Origin of the sequence: Saccharopolyspora sp. NPDC049426 (assembly GCF_040676935.1) — a bacterium.
Lineage (GTDB): Bacteria > Actinomycetota > Actinomycetes > Mycobacteriales > Pseudonocardiaceae > Saccharopolyspora.
The window spans coordinates 15,952-36,146 of the sequence record NZ_JBFAPZ010000021.1; the positions used below are offsets into that span (position 1 = coordinate 15,952).

Genomic DNA, 20,195 nt, shown 5'->3' on the forward strand with positions numbered 1-20,195 from the left:
CGCCGACCTCCGCTATTACCGACGGGTAGTGGTGGACTTTATACCTCAATCGTGGTGTATCCGGCAGGGAGCGCGAGTCGATCTCCGGGTGTTCCGGAATCGCTCTCCACGCCTGAGGAACCACCCATAGGTGGTGTATCCGGCCAATTCGCTGGAAACGCTTCCGCGGTGCCGTCAATCTTGCTCCAACGCGGCGATCGACGCCGCACCCGGAACGAATCCCACTCCAGCGAAAGGGTTTCCGCCATGTCCTCCTACGTCCTTCCCCGGTCGGCCGCCGGTCGGCTCCGATCCCGCTGGCCGCTCGCGCTGGGGCTGGTGCTGACGGCGGTGCTGTCGCTGGCAGCACTGCTGGCCGGCCCACCGGCCGACGCCGAGGTGAGCCGGAACAGTTGTCCCGCAGGGTCTTTCTGCGTCTGGCCCGAGACCGGGTTCGGCGGTCAGTCGCGCGAACTCGCGCTGCGGGCCACCGGGGTCGAGCAGTGCGTCACGCTCGAAACCGGCTGGGAGGCGAAGTCCTTCGCGAACAACACCGGCCATCCGGTGACCGTCTACCAGGATCCGCACTGCGATGAGGAAGCCGACTTCGACACCCACCCATCAGGATCGCAGACCCCGCAGGCCGGTTACGTGGCTCGGGCCATCCAGGTCTGGAGTCACTGACCGCGGCCGGTCAGGCCCCGCACCAGGTCCAGGAGTCGTTCGGCGGAGTTCTGCCAGGTGAACTTCGCCGCCTGGGTCCGGGCCGCCGCGACCAGGTCGGCGCGGGCGTCTGCGTCCTCCAACGTCCGCACGGCATCGGCGAAGTCCTTCGGCCTCCCCGACTCGAAGAACTTCGCGTGCCCACCGGTGACCTCGTGGAAGATCTCCAGATCGCTGCAGACCACCGGCGTCCCCGCGTTCATCGCCTCGATGACCGGCAACCCGAAGCCCTCGTCCCGAGAGGCGGTGACCAGCGCGCTCGCCCGAGCCAGCAGCTGCTGGTACTCGTCCTCCCCGATCCCCCGCCAGAACACCACGTCCGCTCCCGGCGGCAGCTGGTCGCGCAGTTCGGCCTCGCGCTGCGGTGCGATCCGGCTGACCAGGTGCAGCCGGTGTCCAGGAAGGAAAGCCATGCCCGCCAACAACGTTTCCACGTCCTTGTACGGCATGAACGAACCCATGTACACCAGCTCGCGCGGACCTCCACCCGGTCCTGGTGGTGACGTCCGGACTGTCTGCGGCTGGGGTGCGTTGTGCACGACGGTGACCGGCCTGCGCGTCAGCCGGTACCGCTCGATCAACCGACGGGTGGTGTCGCTGACGGTCACCACGGCGTCGGCGCGGTTCAGCATCACGCGCTGCGGCCAGAACGCCTTGTGGTAGAGCCGCCAGGCGATCTTCACCGGCAGCGGCAGGAACCCCGGCGGCTCCGGGTGCCGGTAGTAGATGAGGTCGTGCAGCGTGAGCACCAGCCGGTAGTCGCGACGGAACCCGCCGATGATCTGCATCGGGCTGAACACCACGTCGGCGCCCAGTCGGTTCAGGGTGCGCGAGACCCACAGCTCGCGCGGCGAGAACGGGCTGTTGATCAGCACGTGCGGAACCCCGTCGGGCAGCAGGTCCAGCTGCCGCTCGTCGTGGACCAGCATCGTCACGGGATGGAGGTTGTGCAGTGCTTCGATGAGGCTCGCGCCGTAACGGCTGATGCCGTCGTGCTGATCGGTGCGCGTCCAGCGCGCGTCGACCACGAGGTTCATCGGCTCTGCTCCGGGATCGCGAACTTCTCGCGGTGGTCGCTCCGCCCCAGGAACCGCACGATCTCGGCCGACGCGGCATCCGGGGTCTCGTAGTGGACCAGGTGTCCCACGTCGGCGATGACCACGAGCTCGGCGTCGGGCAGTCGCGCGGCCAGCGCGCGCTGTCCCGCCAACGGCGCGATCTCGTCGTGCTCACCGGCCACCAGCAGCACCGGCATGGGCAGCTGCTCGGCGTAGTCGGTCACGGTGTGGGTCACCGAGGCCTGGAAGGACTGGTTGACCACGGTCGGTGAGTGGAACCGGCTGAAGTGCCGCAGGTGGTTGTCGTCGATGAACCCGCGCAGCTGCTTGTCCCGGGTCCGGGTCATCGCCCGGCTGGCCGCCAGCACCACCCACCGGTTGGTCAGCAACGACCGTCCCGCGCGGGAGGGCAACCGCTCCCCGAGCGTGTAGTAGGCGGCGGTCAGGCCCGCGAGGGCCGCGTGCGGCCCGCGCAACGCGGACTGGGCGATGGGGTTGATCAGCACCAACCGGCGCACCAAGGACGGGTTCAACGCTGCCAGACGGGAGGCGATGATCGAACCGAACGAATGCCCGATCAGCACGAGCGGCCGCTCGGCGCCACCGAGCCGACCGATCAGCTCGGTGATCACCTCGGCGTAGCCGGCGACGTCGTGCCGCGCGTTCATCGGCCCGGAATCCCCGAATCCGGGCAGGTCCGGGATCACGACGCGCCGACCGGTCAGGCCGGCGGCGATGAGCTCCAGGCCGTGGTGCGTGCCGCGCAGCCCGTGCACGATCAGCACCGTCTCGGCGGTGGGCCCGAGCTCCTCGCGGTAGACCCAGTAGTGCAGGTCGGAGCCGTTGATCCGAGCTACACGCTCCATTGGGTGCAGTTCCGGAACGATCATGGTCAGCTCGCCAGCTCGGTGCTGATCTCGTCGAGTTCCACGGCGCTGTCGGGGTCGATCACGTGGTGGTAGAGCGACTCGAAGCGACCCAGGACCTGGTCGATGTCGTGCCGGGAGACCAGCCGCTGGCTGGCCTGGCCCATCCGGTCGATGGTGGTGCGGTCGGCGAGCACGTCGCCGATCGCACCCGCCAACGCGTGCACGTCGCGCGGCGGGTACAGCCAGCCGTTCTCGCCCGGGCGGACGAGGTGCGGCAGCGCCATCGCGTTGGCCAGCACCACCGGGGTTCCGGCGGACATGGCCTCCATGGTGGCCAGGCTCTGCAGCTCGGCGATGCTGGGCATGCAGAACAGGTCGGCGCGGGCGTAGGCATCCAGGAGCTCCTCATCGCTGAGGAAACCGTGGAATTGGACCCTGTCGGCGATGCCGAGGTCGTCGGCAAGCTGCTCGAACGCCTCGCGGCGGGCGCCGTTGCCGACGATCTCCAAGCGGGTCCGGACCTCGGTGCGCAGCAACGACATGGCACGCAGCAGGTCGTCGATGTGCTTCTCCTCGTCGAGCCTGCCGACGAACAGCACGGTCCGCGTCTCCGGGTCCGGGTTCTGCTCGCGGTAGCGCGCGGCCGGGCGCCGGTAGCGGTCGACGTCGATGCCGCAGGACACCGGCAGCGCGGTGCGGTCAAAACCGTTGTCCTGCAGCAGTTGCACGGCGCGCGGCGTCGGCGCGGTGACCATCTGCGCCTTGCGGTAGTGCTTGACCAGGTTGTGCCAGAGCAGCCGTCCGGCGGCGTTCTGCAGGAACGGAGGGATCTTGAAGTAGCCGAAGATGTTCTCCGGCATGAAGTGGTTGGTGGCCACCACTCCGATGCCGCGCTTGCGAGCCGAGTCGATCAGCCCGCGGCAGATGAAGAAGTGCGACTGCACGTGCACGATGTCGGGCTGGATCTCCTCCAGCATCGCGTCGGCCTGCCGCGCTTGCCACGGCATCAGGCCGCGGATCGACGGGTGGAACGGCGAGCTGTAGGAGCCCACCCGGTGCACCAGAACACCGTCTTCGACCTCGGTGCGCGGCTCGCGGGTGTCCGAGTGGCACACCACGTGCACCTCGTGCCCGCGTGCGGACAGGCCGGTGGCGAGCCGGTGCCCGAAGTTGGCGGCCCCGTTGACGTGAGGCGGGTAGGTGGTCGCACCGACCACGATCCGCAGCGGGCGCCTGCGCGACGGTTGCGAAGTCAAGAGGAACTCCCGTTAGGACGAGGGGACGTGCGGTGTCCGGCGGTACCGGCGGGAACTTCTGTCGGGGACTGGTCGGCGTCCAGCCTGTCCGACGTGCGGTGTTCGGTGTTGTCCGGGTGGTGACGTGCCAGGGCGAACACCCCGGCGCAGGCCACCAGCGCGCAGAGCGCTTCAGCGGCGGCGACCCAGCCGCTGACGTGGTCGGCCTCGCCGAGCAGGCCGATCCCCAGGCCGACGGCCACCAGCGGGTCGATGACGGTCAGGCAGGCCACGACCAGGTCGGGCGGGCCGCTGGCGTAGGCGTGCTGCAGCAGCCAGCCGCCCGCGACCATCGCCACGGCGATGCCGAGCACGGACAGGAGGTTGATCGCCAGCAGGTCCCAGGTCCCGACCTGCTGAGCGACGGCGCGAGCCATCAGCGACACGTACCCGTAGGCCACCGCGCAGCCGGCGGCGAAGAGCACGCAGCGCACCTTCGAGCGGGTCGCGACCGCGACCACGCCGAGTAGCAGGACCGCCACCGCGACGATCTGGGTGGCGGTGAACTGGTCATCGTCGCCGACGGGCGTCGGCGTGGCGCTGCCCGCGGCCAGCAGGACGAACACGGCGAGGCCACCGGTCGCGGCCAGCACCGCCAGCACCATGCTCGGGTGGACGTCGCGCCGGCTGCAGCCCTGCTCGCGCAGGTTGAGCAGCACGGTGATCGGCAGCGCGAGGACGCCGATCGGCTGCACGACGCTGAGCGGGGCCAGCCCCAGCGCGCAGACGTGCAGCAGCGCGCCGCTGCCGAGCGCGGCGAGTCCGGCCAGCCAGCGCGGGTTGCGGACCAGCAGGGCCTGGTTGCGCAGGCCGAGCCCGCCACCGTCCATCGTGGCGTGCACGGCCGCGTGCTGCAGGCGCGCGCCCAGCGCGTATCCGCAGGCGCCCAGCGCCGCCAGCACCACCGCAAGTGCGGTCATCGCGCATCACGCCCTAGCGCGTGTCGCATGGGACTCTGTCCGTTCACACCGTTCAATCTCGCGTCTCGCGAGCCCGGCGCACATCCGGGGCCGGACCCCCAATTTCCCTGAGGCGATCCTCTCTCGCATTCCAGCGGCGGCGGCCGGCCGCGAACCGCCGTCGTGCTGAGCTCCCGCTGCCTGGCTGCGGGGACGTGCTTCGGAGCCGCCCGGAGTGTTCCCGGGCCTACCCCGGGTGAACCCAGGGTGATCCCGTAGTGCCGGTGCCCCGGCGTCACAGCAGACCACGAATTGTCCGCCACCAGTTCGACGTCGAGTGGAATTCGCGGGAACCGATCCGGTGAACACTGCTCGACGGCCCGGCGAATCGCGCACGGGGGTAGCGCACTTCAGGTGCACAAGTGCGCTCGCCGCCGGAATCACGCCGCTGACTCTAGAACAACAACGCTGAGGACTTTGTCAGCAACACATCGCTCAACGGCATCGGCGACGCCGCAACAGGCCCGGGACAAATGGACCGGATTGGAATCATTCCACCGAACACGCCTTTGGAGCAGGAACATCAACGAAAATGAAGATCAACATTTGCGGCGGGAAACGGTGATCCAAACGACATGGGGAGAACATCACGCCGTCCACCCGCCCTCGCGCTCAGGAACAATTCCGTCACGAGGCGTGATCTGAGGCGAGCCATGTGGTCGCCGAACCACCTTCGGGTGAGACCATGCGGAACGTGGCTGTTCACGAAGCGGTGTCCGGGAGCGAGCAGACCGAGCAGAAGCGTCCGCGCAACGCCAGAGCGCTGGTCGTCGTGGCTCTGCTGGGTGCCGCGCTGCTGACAGCGCTGGCGGCCACCGCCTACACCGACGTCGGCACCATCCCCGGACTGCCCGCGCTGCCTCCCGTGGTCCGCTTCGGCATCCCCGTGATGCGGGCGCTGCTGGACCTGGCGGCGCTGGCCACCGTCGGGCTCTCGATGCTGCCCAAGCTGCTCGGCTTCGACCAGCCCGCGCGCACCGAACCCGTGCTGGCCAAGGCCCGCCCGATCGCGGTGATCACCGCGCTGGTGTGGATGCTCAGCGCGCTGTTCTCGCTGGTCCTGCAGGCCATGGAAGCCAGCCCGGGAGCTCCGGCCACCACCTCGTTGGTGATCACCTACGTCAACGACGTTCCCGCCGGCCCCGGCCTGCTGGCCAGCGCCGGCGGCGGGCTGCTGTGCGCGGTCGTGGGCCTGCTCGCGGTGCGCTTCGGCGAGTCGGTGCCCACCGAGCTGCGCACCATCGTCGCGCTGCTCGGGCTGCTCCCGATGCCGCTGACCGGCCACGCCACCGACTGGCAGTACCACGACTTCAGCATGATCTCGATGGAGCTGCACGTGGTCGGCGCAGCCATGTGGGTCGGCGGCCTGGTCGCGGTGGCGCTGTTCGTCGCACCGCAGCGCGGCCTGCTCGCCGAAGCGCTGCCCCGCTTCTCGAAGCTCGCCGGGCTCGCGCTGCTCGTGGTCGGCGCATCGGGCCTGTTCAACGGCCTGATGGAGCTGGTCATCACGCCGAACGCAGGCCTGGTCGGCCTCGTCACCACCCAGTACGGCCAGATCCTCCTGGGCAAGGCGCTGTGCCTGGTGCTGCTGGCCGTGGTCGGCGCCCAGATGCGGTTCCGGCTCCTGCCGCGCATCGCACGCCACGAGCGGACCGCCCTGCTGACCTGGGTGACCTTCGAGGTCGCCGTCATGGGCGTGGCCTTCGGGCTCGGCGTCGTCCTCTCCCGCGCCCCCGTCATCGTCTGATTCAGCCGCGGACGCGCCAGTCGCGCACCGCGGCCAGGTGCTGCTCGATGCGGCGCACCCCGCCGGAGCCCAGGTGCTCGAACAGGCCCCACAGCCCGGCCAGCAACACCACCACGTACAGCGCGGAGGCGAAGTCCGACGGCGGCGCGGCGATGTAGGCGTGCTGCAACCACAGCGCCGCGTAGGCCGCGGACGTCACCGCGACCGCGCCGGCCAGCGGCCGCATCCGCGTCACCAGCTGGCAGGACAGGTCGATGGCCAGCGCCCCCACCAGCAGGAAGAACGGCACGGTGGAGATGGGGAACCCTGCCGCGGCCAGCAGCACCCAGGCCACGCAGCGGAAGGCCAGGTAGCCGACGGTGATCGTGGTGGCCGTCCAGCGACGCCCGACGAGGATCCGCGCGAGCAGCAGCGTGCCCAGCCCGGTCAGCACCGCCCAGCTCGGGTACAGCCAGTCGGGCGTGGGCAGCGTGAAGTTCTCCACCGCAATGTAGTCCAGCGGCCGGTGCAGCTGATCGGCGGCGAACTGCAGCAGGCTGTCCTCGGCGTAGGGCGTGCCCCGTTCCCACGCGGCGAGCCCGAGCACGCCGTACTCCTGGTGCTGGTTGAGGAACATGAAGTTGTCCAGCACGGTGAACCACAGGAAGCAGGTGACCGGGTAGAAGTACCGGTCGGCACGGCCGTAGCGGTTCCAGCCCACCAGCAGGCCGATGCTCATCAGCCCGGTTCCCAGGTAGAGCAGGGCGTGCGACGGGCTCCACGCGGTGATGTCGAGCCCGTTGACCCGGTGGTTGATCACGTCCAGCGGCGCGGCGACGAGGAAGATCCCCAGCCCCCACTGCATCCAGCGCAGCGTGGCCTTGTCGACGCCGATGCCGGTGTAGCTGTGGATGACCACCAGCCCGATCACCATCACCGTGCCGACGGTGTTCAGCAGGTGCGGCGGCGCCAGGTCGTCCCGCAGCCACCGGAAGTGCCAGCAGATGTCCCACGTGGCGCCGAGGATCTTGAGCACCATCGCGACGACCCACCAGCGGTACAACGCCGTGACCAGTTCGCCCGGCGCGTCTCGGCCGGGGGCACCGCGGGTCCAGTGAGCCCGGACCAGCGCAGCGACGTCCGCCATCGCGTTCACCTCCACCTCGGGTGATGTTCACGAAAACGGTAACCCGTGTTGATCGAGGGAAAACCAGGAACCGGTTATTCCGGGCGAACCTTTTTCCAAAGGAAATGTGCGCCGGGCGGAAAGCGACTCCCGGCACCTGCTTTCGCGTTCCCTCTCGATTCAGCCACTCGCACATCGTGATGGCCCGGGCGGCCAGCCACCCGGGCCACCGCGAGAACGTCGCTCTAGCGCGGAATCCTGAGGACCTGACCGACGTAGATGAGGTCGGGGTCGGCGATTCCGTTGACCCGCGCGATCTCCCGCCAGTCGACGCCGAGCTTGGTGCCGATGTCGGACAGGGTGTCGCCGGGCTGCACCACGTAGGTCTCCTGCGGCGGTGCGGGCGGCGGTGGCGGCGGAGCCCCGGCTCCGGTGAGCACCTCCAGCGGCACCAGCGAGACGTTGAGGTCGGTGTTGCCGCCGATGCCGGGAACCTGCCCGTCGGACGCGTGCTGGTGGATCACGACGCGATCGGTCATGTACCCGGGCTCGCCGGGGTTGCGCCCGTAGTGCGCGACCCACAGGAACACGCCCGGGTCCACCCAGGTCTCCGGGGCGATCTTGTCCTGGAACCAGGAGCTGGACGCGTAGACGACGATCTCGTTGCGCCCGGTGTGGGCGCGGAGCGCGTCGATGAAGCCCTTGATCCAGCCGCCGAGGTTGGGCGCGTCGGTCTCCATGTCCAAGCACGGCGGGAGGTTGCCGGGGCCTGCGGAGTTCGTCCGCGCCAGCTGCGCGGCGAAGTCGGCGGCCTCCTGCTGCGGCGTGTTGGTGTCCGGTCGCGCGAAGTGGTACAGCCCGGTGACCATGCCGGCCGCGCGCGCCCCGTTGAGCTGGGCGTCGAGCGTGGGACTGACGTATCCGACGCCCTCGGTCGCCTTGATGTAGGTGAAGACGTATCCGGCGCCGCGCACCGCTCCCCAGTTCGGCTCCCCTTGGTATCGCGCTACGTCGATACCGGGAATGCGTTCGGCCATGTTTTTACCCCCTGAACTTCTGGCCTCTGCCGCTGCTCAAACTATCGAAGTCCAACAAACCGTCAGCTCCGCCATTCGGGTTAAGATCGCCGCCCGAAAGCGCCAGGAGATCGGCACGCAATGCGATTGGTGCGTATTTCCACTCACCTGTTCCAGTGAGTCACTGATCCTAGTCGCGAGTTTTCTTCACCAGATGCACAGTGGAAGCCGGGCCCGCGAACCACCGCCGTTTTTCCGGCGCGGGGCAACCATTTCCGCCGGAGGGCGTCTTTCCAACAGCAGAGCAATGACCGAACCAACCCGCTGGGGCGGCGGGAACGGGGGTGATGGCCGTGAACCGGCACATCGGAGCACGCATTCTGCGGACGTCCGCCGGACTTCTGGCCGCTGGAGCGCTGGCGGGCTCGGTCCTGCCCGCTCACGCGCAGGACGCACCGGACCAGCCGCGCGATCCGCGCTGCCACACCTCGCAGCTGACCGGCAGCATGTCGCCGGTCGACGCCGGGGCCGGCCAGCGCTACGCGGACGTGTCGCTGACCAACACCAGCGACCAGTTCTGCACGATCTACGGCTACGGCGGGATGCAGCTGGTGGATGCCGCAGGGAACCCGCTACCCACGAACGTCACCCGCTCGGCCGACCCTGGACCCGCGCTCATCGGGCTCTCCCCCGGCCAGTCGGCCGAAGCGACGCTGCACTGGAGCGCCGTCCCGCACGGCGATGAAGGCGACCCGTGCCAGCCCGCACCGGTCGGCCTGCAGGTCATCCCGCCGGACGAGACGGATCCCCTTCCGGTCGAGTGGACCGGCGACGTCGTCTGCGGCACCGGCGCCATCGAGGAAACCGCCTACCACTAGCCGTCGAGGAAGACGGCGGAGCCGCTGCTTGAGGTGTGGGACTCGCACCGCCGCGGGTTCGCCAGCGGCTTCGCTGTGAGCACGCCGCGACGCCGGGCGCTGGCTCTTCAAGGGCGTTGCCGCAGCAGCGGAGGATCACACCAGGGGTGGTGGCCGGAACAGCGCCGGTGTGCTGGGGTGGCGACATGATCGAGTCAACGGACCGCGAGGTAGCGGGGAGCCTGGGAACCCTGGCAGTGCGCGAGTGGTCGGCGGACAACCCGGGCTGGATCGCGCTGATCGCGCACGGCTACGGCGAGCACTCCGGCCGCTACGAGTGGGTCGCGGAGCAGTTGGTCCACGCACGCGCCGTGGTCTGGGCACCGGACCACATCGGCCACGGCCGCTCGCCTGGCGACCGCGTCCACTTCGAGGACGCCGAGGTCCTGGTCGCCGACCTGGAGGCGCTGCGCCGCGAGGTGACCGCGCAGCACCCGGACCTGCCGGTGGTGCTGATCGGGCATTCGATGGGCGGGATGCTCGCAGCGCGCTACGCCCAGGAGCACCAGCGCCGCCTGGCCGCAGTGGTGCTGTCCGGTCCGGTGCTGGGCACCTGGCACGTGCTCGACCTGCTGGAGCACGACGAGATCCCGGACACCCCGATCGACCCGGCGACGTTGTCCCGCGACCCGGAGGTGGGCGCGGCGTACCTGGCCGACGAGCTGGTCTGGCACGGCCCGTTCAAGCGACCCACGCTGCGCGCGATCGACGACTGCCTGCTGGCGATCAACGAGGGCCCGGCGCTGGAGATCCCGACCTTGTGGGTGCACGGCGAGGACGACGAGCTGGTGCCGGAGGCCGACACCCGGACCGGCATCGACCGCATCCGGGGCCACGAGTTCCACGAGCACATCTACCCGGGCGGGCGCCACGAGCTGTTCAACGAGACCAACAAGTCCGAGGTCATGACGGATGTCCGCAACTTCATCGGCCGAGCACTGAATTCTCAGATCGGCTGATAATACTGACGATCATTACCTGATCGAGTGAGGCGTGTCGCTTGCGCGGTTGCAGGCGTCCGCTCTTCCGGGCAGCTTGAAGTCCGACGGAGCGGGGGCTGCCATGAACGTCGAGCGCGCGCAGGACTTGATCGGGACACCGGTTTTCGACAGCGACGGCAACCGCGTCGGGCGGGTCGGCAACGTCTACGTCGACGACCACACCAACCAGCCCGAATGGGTCACGGTGCGGCTCGGCATGCTCGGGATCAGGGAGACCTTCGTACCGCTCGACGGCGCGATCAAGGCGGAGAACCGGCTGGAGATCCCGGTCTCCCGGACCCGGGTCCGCAACGCCCCGAGCGTCGAGGCCCAGGGCGGACGGCTCACCGACACCGAGGGCCGCGACCTCTACGCCTACTACGGCCTCGCCGAACCCGACGAGAGCGATATCAACTCCTGACCCTCTCAGGAGTTCGAACTCGGCTGCGGATGCGGAAGAATCTTCCGCGATGGACGCACACAGCGAGCTCGAACTGCTCATCACGGTGGTCGTCGGCGCGCAGGACGAAGCCTCCGCACGAGCAGCCTGCGAAGACCTGGTCAGACGGGTCGGCGGGCGGGTCGTGACCGTCGGCGACTGCTCCGACGAGGAGCCGGGTTGCTGGTCGCTGACGATGAGCCGCGGCACCGGGGAGACGGGCTGGCACGTGGCGGCCCTCTCGCGCGTGGTGCGCAACTTCCTGCGGGAGCTGGGGCCGGGCTACGCCCGCCACCGCGTCGCCTGCGCTCCGCCGACGGCCTGGTCGGTGGTGGACGATCCCGAACTGGTCGGCGAACTCGTCCCGGCCGGCGAACGCCTGCTCATCGAGGCGTGGTCGGAGGAGCCGGAGGACGCCCCGGATCATCAAGAATCCACAGTAGACAACTGACTCCAACATGCCTGCCAGGTAAGACCGAACAGTGATCAACAAGGGGTGGCCCGGCCGCGCGCTGATCTCGCTCGGGCACTACCTTGTGAATCCTTGCAGAGTCGTACAGCCCTGGGAGAGGACCGCAATCCACATGGCAGGCGTCGAAGAAGTTCGCGCAGGCATTTCGCTGGCCAACCAGAAGATGCAGGAAGGCGTCGCAGCCCTCCAGCAGACGACGCTCGTCCTCGAAGAGGCGCAAGCCGCGCTCTCCGGCGCCATCCAGGGCACCGCGCAGGACGAGATGCAGCACGCCTACGGCATGCTCGCCGAAGTCCTGCAGACGATCGGTGGCGCGCAGGGCACGCTGTCGGCGACGATCTCCTCCACCGAGAGCTACGCCGGGCGGCTGTAGCGGTGTCCTCGCTCGACGAACTCCTCCAGGTCCTGCAGGGCATCGAGCGCCAGCTCGAAGAGGCCGGCGCGCACCTGGGAACCTGCCAGGGCAAGCTCGACGAAGCGCGTCAGGCGCTGGTCCGGCTCGACCCGGAGCACCCGGAGACCGTCCTCCCGCCGGGACTCCCCCGAACGCATGACCAGGTCGAGCGCGCCCAACGGCTGATCGACCTCGTCCTGAACACGATCCGCGACTTCGCCACCCGTTTGTAGGACGGTCGGCGGAGCGCGGAACACCGTCCCACTGCGCGGTATTCGCGCCTGCGCATGGGTTAGGCGGGGCTTATTTCGAGGTGGTACCTTGATCACGTTCCGTAACTCGGTCTCCGAGGTGTGTTGTGAAACGCAGTGACCGGCGAAGTCGCATCGAATCGGCCTTCGAGCACCTGCGCCGCAGCATCTCCGCCGCCCTCGGCGCCGCCGAGAACGCGCACCAGGAGGTGCTCGACACCTGCGCCGAGCAGGAGTACGCGCTGCGCATCGCGCAGCTCGGCGCGGCCGAGGCCGAACGCGAGCCGGAGAAGATCGCCGACCCGGCCGACCCGCACTTCCAGGCCGCGCTGGCCAGGGCGCTCGCCGACCGCGACGAGATCTTCCAGGACTGGACCGAGCAGGGCCCGCCGTCCCTGGAGAAGCTGGTCGCCGCGAACTCGCCCGGCAGCGCATCGGACCCGTTCGAAACCTGGCTCGGCGGGTTCGGCGGCGGTGACGTCGCGCACCCGCCCGAGCTGTGGCGCATCGGCACCGCGAACGTCCCCGACTCCCCGCTGTCGCCGTCGTTCCCCGCGGTGGTCCCGGCGCTGGACTTCGCGCACCTGCGCATCACCACCGACGAGGTCCCCGAAACCGCCGAAACCCTGGTGCAGAACCTGCTGCTGCGGATCGTCAGCCACTTCGAGCCCGGCCAGGTGCGCATCCACAGCTGGGACGTCGCGAGACTGACCGGAACGCTTCCCGACCTGCACCCGCTCAGCAGCGCCGGACTGCTCACCGCCCACGACCCGACGCGGCTGGGCGACATGCTCGACGTGCTCTCCGACCACATCAAGCGCATCCACTCCGGCGCGCTGCTCGGCGAGCACACCACGCTGCGCGCGCTGGCCGCCGCCAACGGCAGGCGCGGCGAACCGTGGCGGATCGCGGTGCTGTTCGGCAACGGCCAGCCGCTGCGCGAGGAACAGCAGCAGCAGCTCCAGCGCATCGCCCGCAACGGTCTGGCCTGCGGGCTCCAGCTGATCACCGTCGACCTCCCGCTGACCGTCAACAGCTCCATCGAGTCGATCACGCTGATCGGCGAGAACCGGGCCCGCACCAGCATGACCGGGCCGGAGGCCGTGGTGGCGCTGGACGAACCGCCCACGCGCGGCAAGGCGTCGAAGGCGTGCGCGGCGATCGCGGCCGAGTTCGAGTCCCGCCGCGCGCGGGTCCGCAACTTCGACGACCTGCTGCCCGACGAGCTGTGGCAGTGCCACTCGCGTTCCGAGCTGCAGGCTCCCGTCGGGTTCGACGAGGGCGAAGAGGTGTGGATGCGGCTCGGCGACGCCAGCCCGCACACGCTGATCGGCGGGCCGAGCGGCTCGGGCAAGACGAACTTCCTCTACAGCATGCTCGGCGCGATGGCCGCCCGGTACTCGCCGGACGAGCTGGAGCTGTACCTGCTGGACTTCAAGGAAGGCGTGTCGTTCGCCCAGTTCACCCCGGGCAAGCGCGATCCGAGCTGGCTGCCGCACTCCAAGCTGGTGGGTGTCAACGTCAACACCGACCGCGAGTTCGGGCTCGCACTGCTGCGGTTCCTCGCCGACGAGATGCGCCGTCGCGCCGACAAGGCCAAGGAACACGAGGTCACCAAGCTCGAAGAGCTGCGCGCCGAGGACCCCGAGGGCCGGTGGCCGCGGGTCGTGGCGGTGATCGACGAGTTCCAGTACCTGTTCGCCGACCGCGACCCGGTGACCGCGCAGGCCACCAAGCTGCTGGAAGACGTTGCGCGGCGCGGCCGCTCGCAGGGGATCCACCTGGTGCTGGCCAGCCAGGACGTCTCGGGCATCGAGGCGTTCTGGGGCAAGCCGGCGATCTTCGAGCAGTTCATCCTGCGCATCGCGCTGCCCAAGGCGCGGCGCGTGCTCACCGAGCACAACCAGGCGGCGATGGACCTGCCGCGCTGGCACGCGGTGGTCAACCACGAGTCGGGCGTCAAGCACGGCAACGAGATCGCCCGCATCCCCGACGCCACCGCCCGCGACACGTTCCACCAGCTGCAACAACGGCTGTGGCAGCGACGCGCGGCCGGTTCACACCCGCCGCGCCTGTTCGACGGTTCCAACCTGCCGAAGCTGTCGGCCCTGGAGGACTTCCGGAAGCTGACCGCGCCGGTGAGCACGCCGCGCGCGCTGCTCGGCCAGGTCATCGACGTCGAGGGGACGGCCGCCGCCGTTCGGCTGTCGCGCTCGCCGGGACGCAACATCGCGGTGATCGGCTCGGTCCGCGAGGACACCACCAGCGCGCTCGGCGCGGCGGCGCTCTCGCTGTCCCGCCAGCACGAACCGGGCAAGATCCGGTTCACCATCGGTGTCCTGCTCGACGACGTCGACGAGGACGCCCGGGCCGTGGCCGAGGAGCTCCGCGGGCGCGGCCACGAGGTGGACGTGGTGGGCCTGGACGAGATCTCGGCGACGCTCGACGGCATCGCCCACGACATCGACGCGGGCGCGTCCCCGGTCCGGCACTGCGTGGTGCTCTACGCCGTCGACGCGGCGCAGACGACGCTGGAGCGCAAGGACCCGGTGACCCGCGCGTGCGCGCTGGACTCCCTGCGCAAGATCCTCAAGCAGGGCCCGGAGTCCCGGGTGCACGTGATCGGCTGGTGGCGCAGCGTGCAGCGGGTGAAGAACACCCTCGGCATGGGACCGGTGGACGACATCGGCGCGTGGGTCGCCTTCGACGTGCACGGGCAGGAGCTCAGCACGTTCGCCGCGGGCCAGCCGGTGAACTGGTCGCCGCGTTCGCGCCGCGGACTGTTCTTCGACCGCTCGGTGCATTCGCGTCCCGAAGTGGTCCTGCCCTTCGACCTCGGCGGGGCGCCGCCGGTGCCCGCCCAGCGTTCGACGGAGTCGGACGCCAACGTCCGGGAGGAAGCCGGTGACTGAGACCGCGGCCGAGCGCTACCGCGAGCTGACCGCCCTGGCCACGGCCGCGGGCAAGGAGATGCGCAAGCACGAGCGGGACAGCGCCGAGAAGCTCGGCGAGAAGGTCGCGGCGGGCGAGCGGCGCGCGGAGGAGTCGGAGAAGGTCCGCGACGAGCTCGTGGCCGAGGTCAAGCAGCGCTGGACGGCCGCGATGCAGGTCGTCTGGGACGAGCGCTGGCTGCGCTCCTCCGGCCTCCCGGCCGCTGACCGGGAGGCTCCCGACGCGTCACCGTCGGAGTCCCGCCTCGCCGTTCACGAGGCGTTCGAGGACCTCCGCGACGCCATCACCAAACCCCGCCTGCCCACCGGCTTCCTCTCCCGCCGCAAGAAGTCCTGAGACCCATTCCGACGGGGACGGGATTCGAATTTCGCGCGAAATTCGAATCCCTACGCTGCGCGTGTGCAGGAGCTGAGGAGTGCGGCCGAGGTCGCGGAGGTCACGTCCGACCTGATGGTGCGGTGGGCGGCCCAGGCGTTGGAACCGGGATATCCGCACGAGCGCGGGGCCGCGTGGCGGTCGCGGAACGCGGTGGTCGTGTTCGCGCCCCGGCTCAACCGCGCCGACCGGGTGGTCCACGCCGGTGACGAGGACGACGTCGTCGCGCTGCTGCGGGAGGTCCTGCCCGGTCTGACCGGGCAGAAGGTCCGGTTGCTGGCCGCCGCTCCGCTGGCCTCCCGGGTCTCCGAGCGGTTGGGCCACGAGGTCCTGGCGACGTTCGGGTGGCTGCACCTGGACGCCGCCGCGCCGCAGCGCCCCACCCCCGACGTCGAGTGGCTGACCGGAGCAGACGTGCCGGCGATCGACGCGCTGCTGCGCGAGGCCAACCCCGGCTCGTACCTGTTCCCCGACGACCCGGGAGCCGTGCGGTGGGCCGGGATCCGCGACACCGACGGCACCCCGATCTCGATCGCCGGGGACTCCTGGCCGGCACTGGGACTGCGCTACGTCTCCGGCGTCGCCACCCACCCCGCGCACCGGGGCCGGGGCCTGTCGACGCAGGTCTGCACGTTCCTGACCAGGGAGCTCGCGCCGCTCGGCGCGGTGACCCTGATGGCCGACGCCGACAACGAACCGGCGCTGAAGGTCTACCGGGGCCTCGGCTTCCGGTACAGCCCCATCTGCGCTAGTCGCGAACGAGCTTGCCCGGGTTGAGGATTCCCGTCGGGTCCACCGCCCGCTTGGCCGCGGCCAGGACCGCCGTGCCGATGTCGCCGATCTCCGCTTCCAGCCAGGGCCGGTGGTCGACGCCGACCGCGTGGTGGTGGCTGATCGTGCCGCGACCAGCGATGGCGTCGCAGGCCGCTTCCTTCGCGCGCTGCCACTGGGCGAGGGCGTGCTCGGAATCGCGCGGGGCCAGCACCGTGAAGTACAGCGAAGCACCGGTCTCGTAGGCGTGCGAGACGTGGCACATCACGATCGGCGGCTTGCTGCCGGTCTGCAGGTTGCGCACCAGGGCCGTGCGCACCGCGGAGCGCAGCTCGCTCAGCCCGCTCCAGCTCGTCGCGGTCTCCAACGTCTCGACGCACACTCCCCGGTCGAGCAGGGCGTCCCGCTGCCGAGGGCCGGAGAAGCGGTGCGACTTCCACGACTCCCCGGCCGCCCGGCCCAACCGCACGGTCCGGACGTCGCGCAGCGCGCGCACCGCGGCCGCCCGGCGCTGCTTGAGCTCGGTGCGGGAACCCGCGTCCCAGCCGAGCACCAGCAGGCACGGGTTGCGGACGCCCTTGGCGCGCAGGAGGTTCCCGAGCGCACGCGCCTTGAGCTGACCGGACAGCGCGAGCTGCACCTCGGTCTCGGTCGGGTCCGACAACCTGGTGACGTCGGCGAGCACCCGTTCCTGCGCGAGCGAGCGCACGGCATCGGTGCCGGCCTGCCAGCCGTCGACCACGAACGCCTCGTAGCGGCTCCGCCTCGGCGCGGGCCGCGCCCGGACGGCGACCTCGGTGATGACGCCGAGGCTCCCTTCGCTGCCGATGGCGAGCTGGCGCAGATCGGGTCCCGCCGCCGACGCGGGGGCGACACCGAGCTTCCACTCACCGGCCGGGGTCGCCAACCGCACGCCCTCGACCATGTCCTCGAAGCGCCCGTAGCCGGAGGACGCCTGGCCCGCCGAGCGGGTCGCGGCGAACCCACCGATGGTGGCCCGCTCGAACGACTGCGGGAAGTGCCCGAGCGTGAAACCGTGCGCGGCCAGCAGTGATTCGGCCTCGGTCGCGCGCATCCCGGCCTGCAGCACGGCGATCCGGGAGTCAGGGTCGAGCGAGATCAGCCGGTCCAGCCGCACCAGGTCGAGGGCGACGACGGCGTTCTTCCCACCGCGCAGCGCGTCGACCCCGCCCACGACGGAGGTCCCGCCGCCGAAGGGGACCACCGCGATGTCGTGACGGGCGCAGATCTCCAGCACGCCCTGCACCAGCTCCGGGTCCGAGGGCAGCAGCACGGCGTCGGGGACGGCCAGTTCGGCGCCGTCGCGCCGGCGCACCAGGTCGCTGTAGGACATGCCGCCCGCCCGTCCCAGCCGCGCCGCGGCGTCGACGAGCACGTGCCGCTCACCGAGCAGCGCTTCCAGTTCGGCGCGCGGGGTGTCGGCGAGGGAACTCCCGGGTACGTCGAGGAGCGACGACGGGACCGCCGGAGTGGTGGTCACGGTGAGTCCGATGCGGTGCCGCAACCAGCGCAGCGCGGCCGGGGACAGTGGCGCGGACGCGGCCCCTGACGGGGTCCAGCTGCCGCGAAGGGTGTGTTCGATCTCGCCGTTCACGGCTAAAGTGTGACACATGGAGTCGGATTGTCACAGCATCGAGCGAGCTGATCCGCATCACGCCCGCACCGGCAAGCGGCAGGCGGTCAACCGGGTCGCCGACGCGGACCTGCTCAGCGCGGCGCGCGCGTGCGTGCTGGCCAACGGCGTCCGACGAACCACGCTGACCGAGGTCGCCCGCACCGCAGGCGTCAGCCGGATGACCCTCTACCGCCGCTTCCCCGACGTCGGCAGCATGGTCACGACCCTCGTCACGGTCGAGTTCGGCGACGTCCTCGACCAGGCACGCCGAGCGGCGGTGACCGGCCAAGCGCGGCAGCGCCTCGTGCACGTCATGGTGCGCGGCATCAGACTGCTGCACGAAGCTCCCCTGCTGCAACGAGTCCTGGAAACCGACCCCGAACTGCTGCTGCCCTACCTGGTCGAGCGGCTGGGCAGCACCCAGCTGGCGGCCGACGGGTTCATTCGCGAGCATCTGGCCGCCGGGCACGCCGACGGATCGATCCGCCCCGGCGACGTGGCGGTGCAGGCCCGCTCGCTGCTGTTGCTGACGCAGTCGTTCGTCATCTCGGCAGGCCCGGCGACCGAGGACGTCGGCCTCGACTCGCTGACGGACGAACTCGCCCACCTCCTCGACGGCGCTCTCCAGCCAAGGAGCCGTTCATGATCACCACGCCGCTGCCCGCCGGTTCGCTGCGCGCCACCTCGCTGAACTCCGCCCGGCTGCGAACCGACCTGCACGCCGCGGCGGAGCAGGAAGTCGACCTGCTCGTCGTCGGCGGTGGCGTCACCGGCACCGGGGTCGCCCTCGACGCGGCGGCGAGAGGGCTGTCGGTGGCGCTGGTGGAGGCCGAGGACCTCGCGTGGGGAACGTCCCGCTGGTCCAGCAAGCTCGTGCACGGAGGTCTTCGCCACCTCGCGCACGGCGACTTCGCGCTGGCGCGGGAGAGCGCGGTCGAGCGCAACGTGCTCATGACCCGCACGGCCCCGCACCTGGTCCGGCCGCTGCCGCAGCTCATCCCCCTGCACGAAGGGGTCTCGCGGCGCCAGGAGGTCCTCCTGCAGGCGGGCCTGCGGGCCGGTGACGCGCTCCGGCGCGCGGCGCGGACGCCCTCCGACGTCCTGCCCTCGCCCAAGAGGATCCCTTCGGCCGAGGCCCTCGCACTGGTTCCCGGCCTTCGCCCGGCCGGGCTGCGCGGCGGTCTGCTGAGCTTCGACGGGCAGCTGGTCGATGACGCGCGGCTGGTGGTGGCGCTGGCACGCACGGCGGCCGGGTTCGGCGCGCGCATCCTCACCCGCTGCGCGGTGACGTCCCTCGACGGCGGCGGTGCCGACCTGGTGGACGCGCGCAGCGGCGAGTCGCTGCGGATCCGCGCGCGTTCGGTGGTCAACGCCGCGGGCGTGTGGGCAGGTGATCTCGTGCCGGAGGTCCGGCTGAGCCCGTCGCGCGGATCGCACCTGGTGGTCGACGCCGACGCGGCCGGGATCGCCGGAACAGCCGTCGTCACGCCGATGTCCGGGCGATTCCTGCTGCTGATCCCGCTGCCCGACGGTCGCGCGATCCTCGGGTGGACCGACGAACCGGTGCCCGGCCCGATCCCGGCCGTCCCGGAGGTCCCCGAGTCCGATGTGGACTTCCTGCTTGCCGGGATCCGCGACGTCCTGGGAGTGCCGCTGACCCGCGAACACGTCCTCGGTTCGTTCGCCGGTCTCCGGCCGCTGCTCCAGCAGGACGGCAAGGACTCGGCCGATCTCTCCCGCCACCACGCGGTGCTCACGTCGGAGGAAGGGATCATCACGGTCATCGGCGGCGAGCTCACGACCTACCGGAAGATGGCCGCCGACGCCGTGGACGCCGCGGTGGGTGCCCGCGGCCTTTCGGCCGGGCCGTCGCGGACCACCGAGATCGCGCTGGTCGGCGCGGCCCCTCGACGTCACCTCACCGACATCGAGGCTCCCGCCACCCTCGTCGCCAAGTACGGCACCGAAGCCGCCCGCGTCGCAGCCCTGACCGAGCTCGACCAGGACCTCGCCGAGCCGGTGGCGGAAGGCCTTCACCTCACCGCGGCCGAGGTCCTCTGGGCGGTCCGCCACGAAGGCGCCCTCGACGTCGACGACGTCCTCGACCGCCGCTCCCGCCTGGGCCTCGACCCCACCCAACGCGCCGCAGCCCTCCCCCAGGTCGAGGACCTGGTCACCAGAGCCCTGGCAGGAATCGAACCCTGACCCCGGCTCTCCCCGAATACCGCCGTAATCCGGTCCCCGAATACCGCAGTAA

At 70.4% G+C, this 20,195-nt stretch carries 20 protein-coding genes; 13 read left to right on the plus strand and 7 right to left on the minus strand.

Annotated features, from left to right (window positions below; genetic code table 11):
* Positions 1-246 precede the first annotated feature (246 nt).
* Positions 247-663: a peptidase inhibitor family I36 protein gene (locus AB0J78_RS31420; protein ID WP_363795338.1), complete on the plus strand. Its 417-nt coding sequence runs from the start codon at positions 247-249 to the stop codon at positions 661-663.
* On the opposite strand, the gene AB0J78_RS31425 is transcribed toward AB0J78_RS31420, so the two are convergent.
* Genes AB0J78_RS31425 through AB0J78_RS31440 form a run of 4 tightly spaced genes read right to left on the minus strand, consistent with a single transcriptional unit; the run spans position 657 to position 4,844 of the window.
* A complete protein-coding gene (locus tag AB0J78_RS31425) occupies positions 657-1,739 on the minus strand; it encodes a glycosyltransferase family 1 protein (RefSeq protein ID WP_363795340.1) in 1,083 nt (360 codons plus the stop codon). The genes AB0J78_RS31420 and AB0J78_RS31425 overlap by 7 nt on opposite strands.
* Entirely contained in the window at positions 1,736-2,626 is an 891-nt protein-coding gene (locus tag AB0J78_RS31430) for an alpha/beta hydrolase (RefSeq protein WP_363795342.1), read from the minus strand. Before AB0J78_RS31430 ends, AB0J78_RS31425 begins: the two co-directional genes overlap by 4 nt.
* Positions 2,627-2,652: 26 nt before the next feature.
* Positions 2,653-3,885 carry a glycosyltransferase gene (locus AB0J78_RS31435; RefSeq protein ID WP_363795344.1) on the minus strand — a complete coding sequence of 411 codons (1,233 nt, stop codon included), beginning with the start codon at positions 3,883-3,885 and terminating at the stop codon, positions 2,653-2,655.
* Positions 3,882-4,844 (minus strand): hypothetical protein, encoded by a 963-nt coding sequence (locus tag AB0J78_RS31440; protein WP_363795346.1) that lies wholly within the window; start codon positions 4,842-4,844, stop codon positions 3,882-3,884. The genes AB0J78_RS31435 and AB0J78_RS31440 overlap by 4 nt, the downstream gene beginning before the upstream one ends.
* A 733-nt stretch (positions 4,845-5,577) precedes the next feature.
* Between AB0J78_RS31440 and AB0J78_RS31445 the strand changes: the two genes are divergently transcribed.
* Positions 5,578-6,630 carry a CopD family protein gene (locus tag AB0J78_RS31445; protein ID WP_363795348.1) on the plus strand — a complete coding sequence of 351 codons (1,053 nt, stop codon included), beginning with the start codon at positions 5,578-5,580 and terminating at the stop codon, positions 6,628-6,630.
* Between the two features lies 1 nt (position 6,631).
* Here AB0J78_RS31445 and AB0J78_RS31450 read toward each other — a convergent pair whose 3' ends face one another.
* On the minus strand, positions 6,632-7,756 hold the full coding sequence (locus AB0J78_RS31450; protein ID WP_363795350.1) for a hypothetical protein: 1,125 nt from the start codon (positions 7,754-7,756) through the stop codon (positions 6,632-6,634).
* A 224-nt stretch (positions 7,757-7,980) separates the two neighbouring features.
* Entirely contained in the window at positions 7,981-8,772 is a 792-nt protein-coding gene (locus AB0J78_RS31455; RefSeq protein ID WP_363795352.1) for a GH25 family lysozyme, read from the minus strand.
* 332 nt (positions 8,773-9,104) lie between these two features.
* Between AB0J78_RS31455 and AB0J78_RS31460 the strand changes: the two genes are divergently transcribed.
* From AB0J78_RS31460 to AB0J78_RS31500, 9 genes are all read left to right on the plus strand, one after another.
* Positions 9,105-9,629, plus strand: a complete 525-nt coding sequence (locus tag AB0J78_RS31460) for a DUF4232 domain-containing protein (RefSeq protein WP_363795354.1) — start codon at positions 9,105-9,107, stop codon at positions 9,627-9,629.
* A 185-nt stretch (positions 9,630-9,814) separates the two neighbouring features.
* A complete protein-coding gene (locus AB0J78_RS31465; RefSeq protein ID WP_363795356.1) occupies positions 9,815-10,627 on the plus strand; it encodes a lysophospholipase in 813 nt (270 codons plus the stop codon).
* A 103-nt stretch (positions 10,628-10,730) separates the two neighbouring features.
* A complete protein-coding gene (locus tag AB0J78_RS31470) occupies positions 10,731-11,069 on the plus strand; it encodes a PRC-barrel domain-containing protein (RefSeq protein ID WP_363795358.1) in 339 nt (112 codons plus the stop codon).
* A 49-nt stretch (positions 11,070-11,118) separates the two neighbouring features.
* A complete protein-coding gene (locus AB0J78_RS31475; protein ID WP_363795360.1) occupies positions 11,119-11,538 on the plus strand; it encodes a hypothetical protein in 420 nt (139 codons plus the stop codon).
* Positions 11,539-11,671: 133 nt separating this feature from the next.
* Positions 11,672-11,932, plus strand: a complete 261-nt coding sequence (locus tag AB0J78_RS31480; protein WP_145745060.1) for a hypothetical protein — start codon at positions 11,672-11,674, stop codon at positions 11,930-11,932.
* A gap of 2 nt (positions 11,933-11,934) precedes the next feature.
* A complete protein-coding gene (locus AB0J78_RS31485; RefSeq protein ID WP_363795362.1) occupies positions 11,935-12,186 on the plus strand; it encodes a hypothetical protein in 252 nt (83 codons plus the stop codon).
* Between the two features lie 125 nt (positions 12,187-12,311).
* Entirely contained in the window at positions 12,312-15,116 is a 2,805-nt protein-coding gene (locus tag AB0J78_RS31490) for an FtsK/SpoIIIE domain-containing protein (protein ID WP_363795364.1), read from the plus strand.
* Entirely contained in the window at positions 15,109-15,492 is a 384-nt protein-coding gene (locus AB0J78_RS31495; RefSeq protein ID WP_363795366.1) for a hypothetical protein, read from the plus strand. Before AB0J78_RS31490 ends, AB0J78_RS31495 begins: the two co-directional genes overlap by 8 nt.
* Before the next feature lie 63 nt (positions 15,493-15,555).
* Complete coding sequence (locus AB0J78_RS31500) at positions 15,556-16,308, plus strand: GNAT family N-acetyltransferase (RefSeq protein WP_363795368.1); 753 nt, start codon at positions 15,556-15,558, stop codon at positions 16,306-16,308.
* Here AB0J78_RS31500 and AB0J78_RS31505 read toward each other — a convergent pair.
* Positions 16,280-17,917, minus strand: coding sequence for an FAD-binding oxidoreductase (locus tag AB0J78_RS31505; protein WP_363795370.1), 1,638 nt, complete (start codon positions 17,915-17,917; stop codon positions 16,280-16,282). The two genes, AB0J78_RS31500 and AB0J78_RS31505, sit on opposite strands and share 29 nt — an antisense overlap.
* A gap of 16 nt (positions 17,918-17,933) precedes the next feature.
* Here AB0J78_RS31505 and AB0J78_RS31510 point away from each other — a divergent pair, with 16 nt between their 5' ends.
* A complete protein-coding gene (locus AB0J78_RS31510) occupies positions 17,934-18,584 on the plus strand; it encodes a TetR/AcrR family transcriptional regulator (protein WP_363795372.1) in 651 nt (216 codons plus the stop codon).
* Complete coding sequence (locus AB0J78_RS31515) at positions 18,581-20,143, plus strand: glycerol-3-phosphate dehydrogenase/oxidase (protein WP_363795374.1); 1,563 nt, start codon at positions 18,581-18,583, stop codon at positions 20,141-20,143. Before AB0J78_RS31510 ends, AB0J78_RS31515 begins: the two co-directional genes overlap by 4 nt.
* Positions 20,144-20,195 lie beyond the last annotated feature (52 nt).

What these genes read in the sequence shown, in the direction of transcription:
- AB0J78_RS31475 (WP_363795360.1), top strand. Translation starts at nt 11,119, where the DNA reads ATGGACGCACACAGCGAGCTCGAACTGCTCATCACGGTGGTCGTCGGC.
- AB0J78_RS31440 (WP_363795346.1), bottom strand. Translation starts at nt 4,844, where the DNA reads ATGACCGCACTTGCGGTGGTGCTGGCGGCGCTGGGCGCCTGCGGATAC.
- AB0J78_RS31480 (WP_145745060.1), top strand. Translation starts at nt 11,672, where the DNA reads ATGGCAGGCGTCGAAGAAGTTCGCGCAGGCATTTCGCTGGCCAACCAG.
- AB0J78_RS31455 (WP_363795352.1), bottom strand. Translation starts at nt 8,772, where the DNA reads ATGGCCGAACGCATTCCCGGTATCGACGTAGCGCGATACCAAGGGGAG.
- AB0J78_RS31425 (WP_363795340.1), bottom strand. Translation starts at nt 1,739, where the DNA reads ATGAACCTCGTGGTCGACGCGCGCTGGACGCGCACCGATCAGCACGAC.
- AB0J78_RS31430 (WP_363795342.1), bottom strand. Translation starts at nt 2,626, where the DNA reads ATGGAGCGTGTAGCTCGGATCAACGGCTCCGACCTGCACTACTGGGTC.
- AB0J78_RS31515 (WP_363795374.1), top strand. Translation starts at nt 18,581, where the DNA reads ATGATCACCACGCCGCTGCCCGCCGGTTCGCTGCGCGCCACCTCGCTG.
- AB0J78_RS31420 (WP_363795338.1), top strand. Translation starts at nt 247, where the DNA reads ATGTCCTCCTACGTCCTTCCCCGGTCGGCCGCCGGTCGGCTCCGATCC.
- AB0J78_RS31465 (WP_363795356.1), top strand. Translation starts at nt 9,815, where the DNA reads ATGATCGAGTCAACGGACCGCGAGGTAGCGGGGAGCCTGGGAACCCTG.
- AB0J78_RS31470 (WP_363795358.1), top strand. Translation starts at nt 10,731, where the DNA reads ATGAACGTCGAGCGCGCGCAGGACTTGATCGGGACACCGGTTTTCGAC.
- AB0J78_RS31450 (WP_363795350.1), bottom strand. Translation starts at nt 7,756, where the DNA reads ATGGCGGACGTCGCTGCGCTGGTCCGGGCTCACTGGACCCGCGGTGCC.
- AB0J78_RS31510 (WP_363795372.1), top strand. Translation starts at nt 17,934, where the DNA reads ATGGAGTCGGATTGTCACAGCATCGAGCGAGCTGATCCGCATCACGCC.